At 67.1% G+C, this 13523-nt stretch carries 14 protein-coding genes; 8 read left to right on the top strand and 6 right to left on the bottom strand.

Annotated elements, in window-relative coordinates:
• Positions 1-158: 158 nt before the first annotated feature.
• Entirely contained in the window at positions 159-1280 is a 1122-nt protein-coding gene (locus tag NMB40_RS10570; RefSeq protein ID WP_494361001.1) for a pyridoxal phosphate-dependent aminotransferase, read from the top strand.
• A 39-nt stretch (positions 1281-1319) separates the two neighbouring features.
• On the opposite strand, the gene zipA is transcribed toward NMB40_RS10570, so the two are convergent.
• The 6 genes from zipA to NMB40_RS10600 form a co-directional block, all read right to left on the bottom strand.
• Positions 1320-2054, bottom strand: a complete 735-nt coding sequence (gene zipA / locus NMB40_RS10575) for a cell division protein ZipA (protein ID WP_494361002.1) — start codon at positions 2052-2054, stop codon at positions 1320-1322.
• A 43-nt stretch (positions 2055-2097) separates the two neighbouring features.
• A complete protein-coding gene (gene smc / locus NMB40_RS10580; RefSeq protein ID WP_494361003.1) occupies positions 2098-5601 on the bottom strand; it encodes a chromosome segregation protein SMC in 3504 nt (1167 codons plus the stop codon).
• A gap of 716 nt (positions 5602-6317) precedes the next feature.
• Positions 6318-6767, bottom strand: a complete 450-nt coding sequence (gene rplI, locus NMB40_RS10585) for a 50S ribosomal protein L9 (protein ID WP_494361004.1) — start codon at positions 6765-6767, stop codon at positions 6318-6320.
• 151 nt (positions 6768-6918) lie between these two features.
• The gene (rpsR, locus tag NMB40_RS10590; RefSeq protein WP_002804494.1) at positions 6919-7149 is read right to left on the bottom strand and encodes a 30S ribosomal protein S18; all 231 of its coding nucleotides are present in this window, start codon (positions 7147-7149) and stop codon (positions 6919-6921) included.
• Positions 7150-7160: 11 nt separating this feature from the next.
• Positions 7161-7598, bottom strand: coding sequence for a 30S ribosomal protein S6 (gene rpsF / locus NMB40_RS10595; protein ID WP_068852876.1), 438 nt, complete (start codon positions 7596-7598; stop codon positions 7161-7163).
• Positions 7599-7753: 155 nt separating this feature from the next.
• Positions 7754-8092: a HesB/IscA family protein gene (locus NMB40_RS10600; protein WP_282247947.1), complete on the bottom strand. Its 339-nt coding sequence runs from the start codon at positions 8090-8092 to the stop codon at positions 7754-7756.
• A 129-nt stretch (positions 8093-8221) separates the two neighbouring features.
• Here NMB40_RS10600 and asnS point away from each other — a divergent pair, with 129 nt between their 5' ends.
• The 7 genes from asnS (at position 8222) to kynU (ending at position 13523) form a co-directional block, all read left to right on the top strand.
• Positions 8222-9616, top strand: a complete 1395-nt coding sequence (gene asnS / locus NMB40_RS10605; RefSeq protein ID WP_494361005.1) for an asparagine--tRNA ligase — start codon at positions 8222-8224, stop codon at positions 9614-9616.
• Positions 9617-9638: 22 nt separating this feature from the next.
• On the top strand, positions 9639-9944 hold the full coding sequence (locus tag NMB40_RS10610) for a hypothetical protein (RefSeq protein ID WP_093532547.1): 306 nt from the start codon (positions 9639-9641) through the stop codon (positions 9942-9944).
• Entirely contained in the window at positions 9941-10255 is a 315-nt protein-coding gene (locus NMB40_RS10615) for a hypothetical protein (RefSeq protein WP_494361006.1), read from the top strand. The genes NMB40_RS10610 and NMB40_RS10615 overlap by 4 nt, the downstream gene beginning before the upstream one ends.
• A 7-nt stretch (positions 10256-10262) precedes the next feature.
• On the top strand, positions 10263-10892 hold the full coding sequence (locus NMB40_RS10620) for an FMN-binding negative transcriptional regulator (protein ID WP_494361007.1): 630 nt from the start codon (positions 10263-10265) through the stop codon (positions 10890-10892).
• Positions 10892-11554, top strand: a complete 663-nt coding sequence (gene can / locus NMB40_RS10625; RefSeq protein ID WP_448143043.1) for a carbonate dehydratase — start codon at positions 10892-10894, stop codon at positions 11552-11554. The genes NMB40_RS10620 and can overlap by 1 nt, the downstream gene beginning before the upstream one ends.
• Positions 11555-11575: 21 nt before the next feature.
• A complete protein-coding gene (locus NMB40_RS10630; RefSeq protein WP_494361008.1) occupies positions 11576-12088 on the top strand; it encodes a 3-hydroxyanthranilate 3,4-dioxygenase in 513 nt (170 codons plus the stop codon).
• Between the two features lie 157 nt (positions 12089-12245).
• A complete protein-coding gene (kynU, locus tag NMB40_RS10635) occupies positions 12246-13523 on the top strand; it encodes a kynureninase (RefSeq protein ID WP_494361009.1) in 1278 nt (425 codons plus the stop codon).

Below are 13523 nucleotides of genomic sequence, written 5' to 3' on the forward strand. Positions count from 1 at the left end.
GCTGTGAATTTTAGGCGCTGCGGCCCATCACGGCCACCCGAGCGCGGGCTCGGATCAGGTGACCCACGGGTACGCGCCGCAGAATCGACGCCATGCCTTGCCTGCCCCGCCGCGTGGCGCTAGCGTGCCGGCATTGTCCCGCCTTCGGTGTTCCCGCGATGTCATCGACCGTCTCGTCCCGCCGTTCCTTCCTGCAGCTGGCCGGTACCGGCCTGGCCCTGTCCGGTATCGGTCTGGGCCGGGCGACCGCCAGCCCCGCCCTGCCCGCCCGTGCGGCCGGTGCCGGCCCGGTGCTGCTCAACTTCAACGAAAGTCCGTACGGCCCTTCCGCTGCCGCACAGGCCGCAGCCCGCGACATCGTGGCCGACAGCGGGCGCTACCTGTTCGCGCTGGCCGGCGAGCTGCGCGATGCGTTCGCGCAGCAGGAAGGCCTGGCTGCGGACCGCGTGCGGCTGTTCCCCGGCTCCAGCGAACCCTTGAACCGTGCTGCCGTGGTCTGGACCTCGCCCACCGCCGGGCTGGTGGTGGCCGACCCGACGTTCGAAAGCCTGGGCGATCTGGCGGCCGCGCGCGGGGCCACGGTGGAGAAGGTGCCGCTGCGTGCCGACGGTGCGCACGATGTGCGCGCGATGGTCGATGCGGCCACGCGGGTCAGCGCCGGGTTGCTGTACCTGTGCAATCCCAACAATCCCACCGGCTCGATCACGCCCACCGACGACATTGCCTGGTTGCTGGCCAACAAGCCGGCGCAGACGCGCCTGCTGGTGGACGAGGCCTACCTGCAGTTCAGCGCGCAGCGCTCGGTGATCGCGCAGGTGATGCAGCGCGATGACGTGATCGTGCTGCGCACGTTCTCCAAGCTGTACGGCATGGCCGGGTTGCGCCTGGGCGTGGCCGCCGCGCATCCGGACCGGCTGCGCGAGCTGGCCAGCCTGGGCGACAACCCGCTGCCGGTGACGGCGCTGGCGGCAGGGTTGGCGAGCCTGCGTGAGCCGGGGCTGGTGCAACAACGGCGCGAGCAGAACACCCGGGTGCGCCAGGCCACGGTGCAGTGGTTGGAGAAGCGCGGTTTCCGCTGCCTGCCGACGGAGGCCAACTGCTTCATGGTCGATGTGCAGCGCGATGGCGCAGCGTTCACCAAGGCGATGGCCGAGCGTGGCGTGGTGATCGGCCGCAGCTGGCCGATCTGGCCGCAGGTGGTCCGCGTCAGCGTGGGTACCGAAGCGGAAATGGCGGCGTTCCGCGAGGCATTCGCGGCAGTGGTGGCATCGAACGGATGACGTAACGGTTGGGTTGACCGCAACGTTTCCCCGCGCCGGTTACCAGCGCGGGGCTTTGGTCAGCGGCGGCGCCTGGTGCTGCCGGTCGTACGCGCGCAGCTCGTCGCGGATGTGCGCGATGCGCTGGCGGCCCAGGCTGGCCTTGCTGTCGTCAAGCACGACGGCATCGAGCAGCTCGGCCATGCGCTCCACCGTCGGCAGCATCTTTTCCCAGGCATCCAGCGCGGTCATCGGCGCCGGCAGGGTCAGGAAGAACGCGATGGCCGGGGTTTCCATCTCGCGGATGGTGGCCATGTCGAAACTGCCCGGCTTCATGATGCTGGCCATGGAGAAGATCGGTCCGCGCTCGGGGTGGCCTTCCACCAGCCGGTGGAACACGTTCATGTGGCCGAACACCAGGCCGGTCTTTTCGGCGGCCACCACGATGTCTTCGCCGCGCAGCACCTCACCGGCGCGTGCCGCCACGAACAGCGAGACGATCTTGTCGAAATCCTGGGTGGCGCGCTTGCCCAGGTCGCTGGCCGGGCTGGCATCCACCTCGGGCAGGCCCAGTTCGGCCTGGGTCACGCCGTTCTCGTCGGTGAAGCCGCCGCCAGCGGCACCGGCTTCCTGTTCGCCCAGCAGCGGCTCACGGCGCTGGCCTGCGGCACCTTCGGCACCTTCCACGCGGCGGCCCTGCGATTTTTTCCGCGGCCGGCCAAACAGGAAGATCGCAGCAATCAGCAGCAGGCCGGCGGCCAGGATGCCGATGCGGAGCATTGCCATGTCGGACATTCGAGGGGTCTCCGGCTAAATACGTTCAGGTAAGCATGGCACGTCAGGCCGCGCCCGCCAATCGTGCCGCCTCTTCCAGGTCCACGCTGACCAGGCGGCTGACGCCCGGCTCGCGCATGGTCACGCCCGAGAGCTGGTGCGCTGCCTCCATCGTGGCCTTGTTGTGGCTCACGAACAGGAACTGCACCTTCTCGCTCATTTCCTTGACCATGTTGGCCAGGCGGCCCACGTTGGCTTCATCCAATGGCGCGTCCACTTCGTCCAGCAGGCAGAACGGCGCGGGGTTGAGCTGGAAGATCGCAAACACCAGCGCCACCGCGGTCATCGCCTTCTCGCCGCCGGACAGCAGCGAGATGCTGGACACCCGCTTGCCAGGCGGGCGCGCCATGATGGTCACACCCGTGTCGAGAAGGTCTTCACCCGTCAGTTCCAGGTAGGCATGGCCGCCGCCGAACAGGCGCGGGTACAGCTGCTGGACGCCGGCGTTGACGCGGTCGAAGGTGTCCTTGAAGCGGCCGCGGGTTTCGCGGTCGATCTTGCGGATGGCGTCTTCCAGGGTTTCCAGCGCGGTGGTCAGGTCGGTGTTCTGCGCATCCAGATACTCCGAGCGCTGCGAGGCCTCGCCGTATTCCTGGATGGCGGCCAGGTTGACCGGCTCCAGCCGGCGCATGCGGCCGTCGATCTGGTGCACGGTCTGTTCCCAGTCGCTGATGCGGGCATCTTCGGGCAGGGTGTTGATCACATCCTGCAGCACGAACCCGGCCTTCTCGACCGAGGCGGTGAGCTGTTCGGCGCTGAGCACCAGCGCCTGCTGGTCGAGCTTGCGCTGGGAAATGCGCTCGCGCTGGGCCAGGGCCTGCTCGTCACGCTGGTGGCGGGTCTGTTCGAACGTGCGCAGTTCGGCGTCGATGCCTTCCAGCAGCGTGCGCGCTTCGCCCAGCACGCGGTCGGCGCGTACGCGCTCGCCCAGGGCGTTCTGGTGTTCGGCTTCCAGGGTCAGCACCGGCGAATCGCCGTCGTCGAGCTGCGAATGCAGTTCGCCCAGGCGCGAATCGAGCTGGCCACGCTGGGTGCTCATGCGCTCCAGGGCCTGGCTCAGCGAGGCCACCTGGGTACGCTGCGATTCGAGGGTCAGGGCCAGCGAATGCGAACTCTCGCGCACGCTGCGCGCGGCTTCGCGGGCGCGGTCGCGGGCTTCGCCGAGCTGGCGGCGTTCGCTTTCCAGCGCATGCCGGACCGATTCCAGGTCGCCCATGCTGTTGACCGCTTCATCCAGGCGTGCACGTGCTTCGCGCACCTGTTCGCGGCTGGCGTCCAGGGTCTCCAGCAGCTGCGAGAGCTCGCCTTCGATACGGTCGATGCGGGTGCGGGCGGCCTCGACCTTGCCCTGCTGGCTCTGCAGCTGGCCACCGAGTTCGGACACGCTGCGGTGCGCTACGTACAGCTGGCGCTGGGCGTCTTCGCGCTGCTGCTCGCCGGCCAGCAGCTGGTCACGGAATCCGGCCAGCCGGTTTTCCAGTTCGGCTTCGCGTTCCTGCAGGGTATCGATCTGTTCGCGCAGGCTGACGATTTCGCGTTCGCGCAGCAGCGCGCCCTGCTTGGCCGCGCCCGAGCGCGACACGCGCACCCAGCCCTCGCCCAGGCGTTCGCCGCCGCGGGTGATCACCGAATCACCTTCGCCCAGCGAGGCCTGCAGCGCCCGCGCCTGTTCCAGGTCCTCGGCGGCGTGCAGGCGGGCCAGCAGCCGGCGGATCGCGGTGGGGCCCTCTACCTTGGCCGCCAGCGAGGTCGGGGCGACCTGCAGCGGGCCCTGGTCGGCCGAGACCAGCGCGATGCGCCCGTCACCCAGCTCGGCCAGCGCGCCGACCAGCTGTTCCGGGGCGTCCACCAGCACGCCCTCGATCAGCTGCCCCAGCGCGCTTTCCACGGCGTTTTCCCAGCCGCTTTCCACCGTGAGCCGTTCGCCCACGCGCGCGCCCGAGTCCAGCCCGTGCTGCTTGAGCCAGGCCACGGCTGCACCCTGCTCCTGGCCGAGCGCGGCCTGCTGCAGGGTTTCCAGCGAGGACAGGCGGCCGCGCGCGGCCTGGGCCTGCTTGCGGATCTCGGCCAGCTCGGTCTGCCCGGTGCGCTGGCGGTCCTGCAGCCCGGCCACGGCTTCCTTGCGAGCTTCCACCTGCTCGGTCAGGCCGTCCAGCGAGGCCTTCTGGGTTTCGTGCTGGAGCTGCAGCTCTTCGAACACTTCGGCCAGCGCGTCCAGGTCCAGCCCGGTGCGCTCGCCCGTGAGGGCTTCGCGGCGACGATCGGCTTCGAGCACCTGGCGGTCGAGGTAGTCGACGCGGGTGCGCTCGACTTCGCCGGCGCGCGAGGCTTCGGAGGTGGTGCGGGTATGCGCTTCCCAGCGGGCCTGCCAGTCGGCCAGCTTGGCCTCGGCGTCGCGCAGGGCTTCCTGCTTGATCTCGTTTTCTTCCTGCAGCTGTTCCAGCTGCGGCTCGGCCAGCTCAACGGCTTCACGCAGCACCATCAACCGGGCCTCATCGCCGCTGATGTGCTGGCCCAGCTCTGCCAGCGCCTGCTGGGTTTCGTCGCGGGCCTTGTGCAGGCGCTGGGACATTTCGCGCTGGTGCTGGATCTGCTGTTCCAGCCGGGCCAGGGTGCTGCCGACCTGGTAGACCTCGGCCTGGGCGGTGCTCAGGGCATCGGCGGCCTCTTCGCGGCGCACGCGGCTGGTTTCGATGCGGGCTTCGGCGTCGCGCTGTTCGGCGATGAACTGCTGCAGGCGGGTTTCTTCCTGGGACAGCGCTTCGCGCAGGCCCCCAAGGCGGGTATCGAGGTTGCGGAATTCGAGCGCCTTCCACTCGGCATCCTTGACCCGGCGTTCTTCCTGCAGGCCCTGGTACTGCTCTGCCTGGCGGGCCTGGCGCTTGAGGTGTTCGAGCTGCTTGCCGATTTCCTCGCGCAGGTCGCTCAGGCGGTCGAGGTTCTCACGGGTGTGGCGGATACGGGTCTCGGTTTCCTTGCGGCGCTCCTTGTACTTGGAGATGCCGGCGGCTTCTTCGAGGTAGACGCGCAGGTCTTCGGGGCGGGCTTCGATGATCTGGCTGATCATGCCCTGTTCGATGATGGAGTAGCTGCGCGGGCCCAGGCCGGTGCCGAGGAACAGGTCGGTGATGTCGCGGCGGCGGCACTTGGTGCCGTTGAGGTAGTAGTTGCTGCTGCCGTCGCGGCTGACGGTGCGCTTGACCGAGATTTCGTTGAACGAGGCGTACTCGCCGCTGATGGTGTGGTCGGTATTGTCGAAAATCAGTTCGACGGTCGCCTGCGAGACGGGCTTGCGCGCGGAGGAGCCGGAGAAGATCACGTCGGTCAGCGAATCGCCACGCAGGCGGCTGGCCGAGCTCTCGCCCATGACCCAGCGCACGGCATCGATGATGTTGGACTTGCCACAGCCATTGGGCCCTACCACGCCGGTCATGTTGGTGGGCAGATGCAGGGTGGTCGGGTCTACGAAGGACTTGAAGCCGGACAACTTGATCGTGGACAGACGCATGGCGTGGTTGGCTTTAGGACAGTCGCGATGGGCCGAGTATAACGGGGCGGGTGTTTTGCGGGCGGTTGTGGGCTTTGGGGCAAAAGCCAGAGCCAAAGCCTTGGGCTCGCAGGCTGTCGGTCAGCGGGTCGGGGTGGGTGGGTTGTCGGGACACGCCGCAAGTACGTCCGTGTAGGCTCGTTCGCGCCTTGCGCGTGTACGCAATCCTGCGTACACGGCAAGACCGGGGTTGGGCGTCCTGCCCAACCCGCGCGGCGCATGCGCCGCGCCCATGGCGCTCTACGCTCCCGCCAACCCACCCACCCCGCCCCGCCCGAGGAAGGCTGGTGCGCATGGCAATCAAACGCCCTCTTCGGCGTTGGTCATGCGTTACCCGGCTGATTGAGGTTATCGGCAGTCGTTTGGGAACCGACCCTACGGCGCCCGATCCGCGTAGAGCCACGCCCTGCGTGGCTGCCTTTCCATCCGACTGCGACGATCTGTGGGGGGAGGCCGGCGGGCAGCCCCTGTAGGGACTGTCAAAAACATGGATGTTTTTGCCAAGCCCCCATGGATGGGTTTACGGCGTGTCCCGTAAGGGGCTGCCCGCCGGCCTCCCCGCGCGCGGAAATCAAGGCGCTGCTCTCGGCGCCATCCCTGAAGAACCAAAACCCCAAAAACAAAAACGGGCACCCTCGCGGGCGCCCGTTTCAGCGATTCCAGCCTTGCGGCAGGGATCAGGCTTCGGCTTCCACCACCACCTTGACGGTGGTTTCGACGTCGGCGTGCAGGTGGACGACCACCTCGTACTCGCCCACGTTGCGGAAGGCGCCTTCGCCCAGGATGACTTCGCTCTTTTCCAGCGGCAGGCCGGCCTTGGTGAAGGCTTCGGCGATATCGCGCGGGCCAACCGAACCGAACAGCTTGCCTTCGGTCGATGCATTGGCGGCAACGGTCACGCTCTTGCCTTCCAGCGCAGCCTTGCGGGCTTCGGCGTCGGCCAGGATCGAGTCAGCCTTGGCCTGGTACTCGGCGCGCTTCTCTTCCAGCTCGGCAACGTTGGCAGCGGTGGCCGGCAGGGCCTTGCCCTTCGGAACGAGGAAGTTACGGCCGTAGCCCGGCTTCACATCAACGATGTCGCCCAGACCGCCGAGGTTGGTGACCTTCTGGATAAGAATCAGCTTCATGGTGCAGCTCCAATATATGTATTCGTTAGCGAGGCAGGCCCCGCAGCGTTTGGCTGTCCGAATATCCGAACGGTAGACCCGGCACCGCCCGCTGCCAAACGGCGCGGGCGGTGGGGACTACGAAAGCGGCGACCGGGGTCGCCGGCTTTCATCAGACGTCGTGGTTGTCGGTGTACGGAATCAGGGCCAGGAAACGGGCGCGCTTGACGGCCGTTGCCAGCTGGCGCTGGTACTTCGACTTGGTACCGGTCACGCGGCTCGGCACGATCTTGCCGTTCTCGGTGAGGTACTGGCGCAGGGTGTTGAGATCCTTGTAATCGATCTCCTTGACACCTTCGGCCGTGAACTTGCAGAACTTGCGGCGACGGAAGAACTTGGACATGTCAGTGCTCCTTAAGCGGCCGAAGCGGCGTCGTCGCCGGCATCGTTGTCAGCGGCGGGGGTGGTTTCGCCTTCTTCGTCATCACGACGACGACGCTCACCACGCTCGGGCTTGTCGCCCTTCTCGTCCTTGCTCTTCATGATCAGCGACTGCTCGGTATCGGCGCCCGGGCGCACGATGACCAGGTTGCGCAGCACTGCGTCGTTGAAGCGGAAGCTTTCGGTCAGTTCGCTCAGCACGGCCTGGTCAACTTCGATGTTGAGCATGACGTAGTGGGCCTTCACCAGGTTCTGGATCGGGTAGGCCAGCTGACGACGGCCCCAGTCTTCCAGACGGTGGATGGTGCCGTTGCCGTTCTCGACCAGCGCCTTGTAGCGCTCGATCATGGCCGGAACCTGCTCGCTCTGGTCCGGGTGGACCATGAACACGACTTCGTAATGACGACTCATGTGTATTTACCTTTCGGATGTGGCCCTTTCGGGCCGGACAGCCCCCCGCAGGTGAACGCGGTGGAGCAAGGGTCCTGCCAGGAATCAGGCAGGAAGCCGCGCATTATCGCAGCAGAAAGGGTTCCGGGCAAGCCGGGCGGCGCCCGGGCCCGGATTCAGGCCTTGTCGGCCTCGGTGGTGAAGCTCTCGCCGCAACCGCACTCGGCGGTGGCGTTCGGATTCCTGAACGTGAAGGTCTCGCTCAGGCCCTGCTTGCCGAAGTCGATTTCGGTGCCGTCGACCAGCGCCAGGCTGTCGGCGTCCACGTAAATGCTCACCCCGTCCTGCTGGAAGACGGTGTCGCCGGGGCGCTCGTCGCGGGCCAGGTCGGTGATGTGGCCCCAGCCCGAACAGCCGGTGCGGGTCACGCCGAAGCGCAGGCCCAAGGCACCCGGGGTCTGGGCCACGAACTTCTGGACACGGGTGAAGGCAACAGGGGTAAGGGTGACAGCCATGACGGACGACTCCAGCAGATGGGACACATTATAGGTCCACGGCCCAGCCAGAAATGCCTCGCAAGCAGAACGCTGCAACCGTTAAACTCCTCGTTCAGAGATCGAGTCGATCAACAGAGGATTCAAGTCATGACGGTGGTCAGCGTTGAACATGCGCTTGCCGGGAAGATCCCGGAAGGCGGCGAGGCAACAGTACGGGGCTGGGTGCGCACGGTGCGCGGGTCTGCGGCGCTTGCCTTCGTCAATGTCACCGATGGCTCCTGTTTCGCCCCCATCCAGGTGGTGGCCAATGACACCCTGGGCAACTTCGACGAAGTGAAGGCGCTGACCCCGGGCTGCTCGGTCATCGCCCGCGGCACCCTGGTCAAGTCCCAGGGCAAGGGCCAGTCGTTCGAGATCCAGGCCAGCGACATCGAGATCGTCGGCCTGGTCGAAGACCCGCTGACCTACCCGATCCAGCCCAAGCCGATGAGCGCCGAGTTCCTGCGCGAAGTGGCCCACCTGCGCCCGCGCACCAACCTGTTCGGCGCGGTCACCCGCATCCGCAACTGCCTGGCCCAGGCCGTGCACCGGTTCTTCCACCAGAACGGGTTCAACTGGATCAGCACCCCGATCATCACCACCTCCGACGCCGAAGGCGCCGGGCAGATGTTCCGCGTCTCCACGCTGGACATGGTGAACCTGCCGCGCACCGCGCAGGGCGAGGTCGATTTCAGCCGCGACTTCTTCGGCAAGGAAACCTTCCTGACCGTGTCCGGCCAGCTCAATGTCGAGGCCTACTGCCTGGCGCTGAGCAAGGTGTACACCTTCGGCCCGACCTTCCGCGCCGAGAATTCCAACACCACCCGCCACCTGGCGGAGTTCTGGATGATCGAGCCGGAAATCGCCTTCGCCGACCTGGCCGAAGACGCACGCCTGGCCGAGCAGTTCCTGAAGTACCTGTTCCGCGCGGTGCTCGACGAGCGCGGCGACGACCTGGCCTTCCTGGCCGAGCGCGTGGACAAGAACGCGATCAAGAAGCTGGAAGACTTCATCAACGCGCCGTTCGAGCAGATCGACTACAGCGAAGCGGTGAAGCTGCTGCAGAACTCCGGCAAAAAGTTCGACTTCCCGGTCGAATGGGGCCTGGACCTGCAGACCGAACACGAGCGCTGGCTGACCGAGGAACACATCGGCCGCCCGGTGGTGGTGACCAACTACCCCGAGCACATCAAGGCCTTCTACATGCGCCTGAACGACGACGGCAAGACCGTTGCCGCGATGGACGTGCTGGCCCCGGGCATCGGCGAGATCATCGGCGGCAGCCAGCGCGAAGAGCGCCTGGACGTGCTGGACGCGCGCATGGCGCAGTTCGGCCTGGACCCGGCCCACTACGGCTGGTACCGCGATTTCCGCCGCTACGGTTCGGTGCCGCACGCCGGTTTCGGCCTCGGCTTCGAGCGCCTGGTGGTGTACGTGTGCGGGCTGGGCAACATCCGCGATGCGATCCCCTACCCGCGCGCACCGGGCAGCGCCGAGTTCTGATCCTTTCCACGGAGGCACGCCCATGACCCTGTTCTTCGCGCTGTGCTTCGTCGGCGTGGCGATCGCCGGGTTCAGTGCCTTCGTGATCTTCTGGCCGCTGACGCTGGTGCACATCCGCGACCGCCACCCTGCCCTGGCCGACCGCTTCGGCAGTGGCGCCTTCCTGCGCCCGGACGCGCTGCGCTGGCTGCTGGGCCGCGATTACCGCGACACCCCCGACCGCTCGCTGTCGGGGCTGGCCACGCCGGCCTGGCTGTCGCTGCTCACCCTGCTGGCCGGACTGGGCATGGCCGCCCTGCTCTGGCTGCTTTCGATGGTACTGACATGACTGACATCACCGCCCACTCCGACCAGTGGTTCCTCGCCAGCCTGGGCAACACCCTGATCTGGGCACGCCTGCGGGTCCGCCCGGGCGGCACCGCCGAAGTGCTCGACAGCGACGGCAATACCCTGAGCTACGACAGCGAAGACACCGCCCGTTCGCAGCTGTTCGACGCCGAGTTCGTGGCCTTTGACGGCCTGGACGAGGAAGACGCGCTGATCCGCGGCTTCAGCCTGCACGACGTCAGCCCGCCCCAGGCCGACAGTGATGACGCGCTGCGCGGCCACATGGTGATCAGCCTCGGCGCGCGCGCCTGAGCCGACCATGTTCATCCCGGCCGACTTCGTTGAGACCGACCTGGCCTGGCTGGACCGGCTGCTGGAACGCGATGCGTTCGTCACCGTGGTCACCACCGGCAGCGACGGCCTGCCGCAGGTGACCCTGCTGCCGGTGGTGTACCGGCGCGACGGGCAGGAGATCCTGATCGAAGGGCACTGGGCCCGGCCCAACCCACAGGCCGGCCACGCCGGCCCGGCGCTGCTGCTGGTGCACGGCCCGCACGGCTATGTGTCGCCGGGCTGGTACCCGGACAAGGATGCCCAGGCCCGCGTGCCGACCTGGAACTATGCCGCCGCCGAACTGCGCGGCACCCTGGAACCGGTGACCGACCCGGACGCCCTGATCGACATGCTCGACCGGCTCAGCGCCAAGTACGAGGCGCAGGTGGGCGGCGACTGGGACCTGCTGCCGCTCGAGCCGCGCCAGCGGCGCATGCTGGCCGGCATCATCGGCTTCCGCTTCCGCGCCCAGCAGGTACAGGTCAAGCTGAAACTGAGCCAGAACCATCCAGAAGCCAACCAGCACAGCGTGATCGACGCGCTGTCGGCCCTCGATTCCCCTCCTTCGCATGAGCTGGCGCAGTGGATGCGCTGGAAACTAGAGGTACCGCACTGATGAAAGACATCCACAAGCTGCTGCAGAACAACCGCGACTGGGCCGACCGGATCGAGAAGGAAGACCCCGAGTTCTTCCACCAGCTGGCCAAGCAGCAGCATCCGGAATACCTGTGGATCGGCTGTTCCGATTCGCGCGTGCCGGCCAACCAGATCATCGGCATGGCCCCGGGCGAGGTGTTCGTCCACCGCAACATCGCCAACGTGGTGGTGCATACCGACCTGAACTGCCTGAGCGTGATCCAGTACGCGGTGGACCAGCTCAAGATCAAGCACATCCTGATCGTGGGCCACTATGGCTGCGGCGGCGTGCATGCCAGCCTCAACAACGTGCGCGTCGGCCTGGCCGACAACTGGCTGCGCCATGTCAGTGACGTGGCGCAGAAGCACGCCGCGATCCTGGACGCGATCGACGATCCGGACCTGAAGCACGCGCGCCTGTGCGAGCTCAACGTGATCGAGCAGGTGGTCAATGCCTGCCGCTCGACCATCGTGCAGGACGCCTGGGCGCGTGGCCAGAAGCTGATGGTGCACGGCTGGGTGTACAGCCTGAAGGACGGCCGGGTGCGCGAGATGGGCATCGACGTGGGTGCCCCGGAAGACCTGCAGCCCGCCTACGAACAGGCGCTGTCCCACGTGCCGCGCCGCGGCAAGCGCGACTGACCTTTACCCACGGATACGCCCATGCTCGCTTCGCCGATCAACCTGCTGGCCTGGATCGAAGAGAACCGCCACCTGCTCAAGCCGCCGGTGGGCAACAAGATGATCGAGAACGGCGACTTCATCATCATGGTGGTGGGCGGGCCGAACAGCCGCACCGACTTCCACTACGACGAAGGCCCGGAGTGGTTCTACCAGCTGGAAGGCGAGATGCTGCTGAAGGTGCAGGAAGACGGCGCGGTGCGGGACATCCCGATCCGCGCCGGCGAGATCTTCCTGCTGCCCGGCAAGGTGCCGCATTCCCCGCGCCGCCCGCCCGGCGGCGTCGGCCTGGTGGTGGAGCGCAAGCGGCTGGCGCACGAGCGCGATGGCGTAATGTGGTTCTGCGAGCGCTGCAACCACAAGCTGTACGAGGTGTTTTTCACCCTCGAGAACATCGAGACCGACCTGCCGAAGGTGTTTGCCGAGTACCAGGCCTCGCTCGAGCTGCGTACGTGCGACGCCTGTGGGCACGTGGATCCGTTGCCGGCGACCTGAGCCCGTGCGTGAACGGCAGCCAGGCAGGGCCTGGCGCTAAGGTGTTAGACCGGGCCTCTGACGTCAAACCATGTCGTTTTTGCTCCCTATGTCGGATTCATCCCATAGGCCAAACAGATAGATAAACTGTGTTTTCACAGACAACCTCTATCGTCCAATGTCCGAGCTCCTCAGCCGCACCCATGCCACCGCCCTGGACGCCGCCGACCCGCTGCGTGCGCTGCGCGCTGAGTTCGTGTTCCCCCAGCACAACCACCGCGACCAGACCTATTTCGTCGGTAATTCGCTGGGCCTGCAGCCGCGCGGTGCCAAGGCCGCGGTGCAGGAGGTCATGGACAAATGGGGTGCGCTGGCGGTGGAAGGCCACTTCACCGGCGAGACCCAGTGGCTGGGCTACCACCGGCTGGTCAACCGCCAGCTGGCCCAGGTGGTAGGCGCCCTGCCCAGCGAAGTGGTCGCCATGAACACGCTGAGCGTGAACCTGCACCTGATGATGGTCAGCTTCTACCGGCCCAGCGCCGAACGCCCGGTGATCCTGATGGAGGCCGGCGCTTTCCCGACCGACCGCCACGCGGTGGAATCGCAGATCCGCTTCCACGGCTTCGACCCGGCCACCGACCTGGTCGAAGTGCAGCCGGATGAGCCCAACGGCACGATCTCGCTGCAGGCCATCGAACGCGCCATCACCGAACACGGCCCGCGCCTGGCGCTGGTGCTGTGGCCGGGCGTGCAGTACCGCAGCGGCCAGGTGTTCGACCTGGACGCGATCACCCGCATGGCGCGCCTGCAGGGCGCCCGGGTCGGCTTCGACCTGGCCCACTCGGTCGGCAACGTGCCGCTGCAGCTGCACGACATCGCGCCCGACTTCGCCGTGTGGTGCCACTACAAGTACCTCAACAGCGGCCCCGGCGCCGTGGCCGGCTGCTTCGTGCACGAACGCCACCACCGCGACGCCAGCCTGCCGCGCTTCGCCGGCTGGTGGGGCCATGAGGAAGCCACCCGCTTCAAGATGGCCCCGCAGTTCGTGCCGGCCGTGGGCGCCGAAGGCTGGCAGCTGAGCAACCCGCCGGTGCTGGGGCTGGCCCCGCTGCGGGCCGCGCTTGACGTGATCGACAAGGCCGGCGGCATCCAGGCCCTTCGCGACAAGTCGCTGCAGCTCACCGGCCTGCTCGATGCGCTGGTCCGCGCGCGCCTGCCCGGCGTGCTCGAGGTGCTTACCCCCAGCGAACCCGAACGCCGTGGCTGCCAGCTGTCGCTGCGGGTGGTGGCCGGCCGCGAGCGCGGCCGCAACCTGTTCGAATACCTGCAGACCGTGGGCGTGCTGGGCGACTGGCGCGAACCCGATGTGATCCGCATCTCGCCCACCCCGTTGTACAACCGCTACCTTGACCTGCACCACTTCGTCGAGGAAGTGGAATCCTGGGCCGGCCTGTAA

This window comes from Stenotrophomonas sp. FBCC-B152 (assembly GCF_059134105.1).

Excerpts from the sequence above, each read along its gene's own strand:
- kynU (WP_494361009.1), top strand. The coding sequence starts at position 12,246 with ATGTCCGAGCTCCTCAGCCGCACCCATGCCACCGCCCTGGACGCCGCC.
- rplI (WP_494361004.1), bottom strand. The coding sequence starts at position 6,767 with ATGAAGCTGATTCTTATCCAGAAGGTCACCAACCTCGGCGGTCTGGGC.
- zipA (WP_494361002.1), bottom strand. The coding sequence starts at position 2,054 with ATGTCCGACATGGCAATGCTCCGCATCGGCATCCTGGCCGCCGGCCTG.
- NMB40_RS10620 (WP_494361007.1), top strand. The coding sequence starts at position 10,263 with ATGTTCATCCCGGCCGACTTCGTTGAGACCGACCTGGCCTGGCTGGAC.
- rpsF (WP_068852876.1), bottom strand. The coding sequence starts at position 7,598 with ATGAGTCGTCATTACGAAGTCGTGTTCATGGTCCACCCGGACCAGAGC.
- NMB40_RS10600 (WP_282247947.1), bottom strand. The coding sequence starts at position 8,092 with ATGGCTGTCACCCTTACCCCTGTTGCCTTCACCCGTGTCCAGAAGTTC.
- rpsR (WP_002804494.1), bottom strand. The coding sequence starts at position 7,149 with ATGTCCAAGTTCTTCCGTCGCCGCAAGTTCTGCAAGTTCACGGCCGAA.
- smc (WP_494361003.1), bottom strand. The coding sequence starts at position 5,601 with ATGCGTCTGTCCACGATCAAGTTGTCCGGCTTCAAGTCCTTCGTAGAC.
- NMB40_RS10630 (WP_494361008.1), top strand. The coding sequence starts at position 11,576 with ATGCTCGCTTCGCCGATCAACCTGCTGGCCTGGATCGAAGAGAACCGC.
- NMB40_RS10615 (WP_494361006.1), top strand. The coding sequence starts at position 9,941 with ATGACTGACATCACCGCCCACTCCGACCAGTGGTTCCTCGCCAGCCTG.
- NMB40_RS10610 (WP_093532547.1), top strand. The coding sequence starts at position 9,639 with ATGACCCTGTTCTTCGCGCTGTGCTTCGTCGGCGTGGCGATCGCCGGG.
- asnS (WP_494361005.1), top strand. The coding sequence starts at position 8,222 with ATGACGGTGGTCAGCGTTGAACATGCGCTTGCCGGGAAGATCCCGGAA.
- NMB40_RS10570 (WP_494361001.1), top strand. The coding sequence starts at position 159 with ATGTCATCGACCGTCTCGTCCCGCCGTTCCTTCCTGCAGCTGGCCGGT.
- can (WP_448143043.1), top strand. The coding sequence starts at position 10,892 with ATGAAAGACATCCACAAGCTGCTGCAGAACAACCGCGACTGGGCCGAC.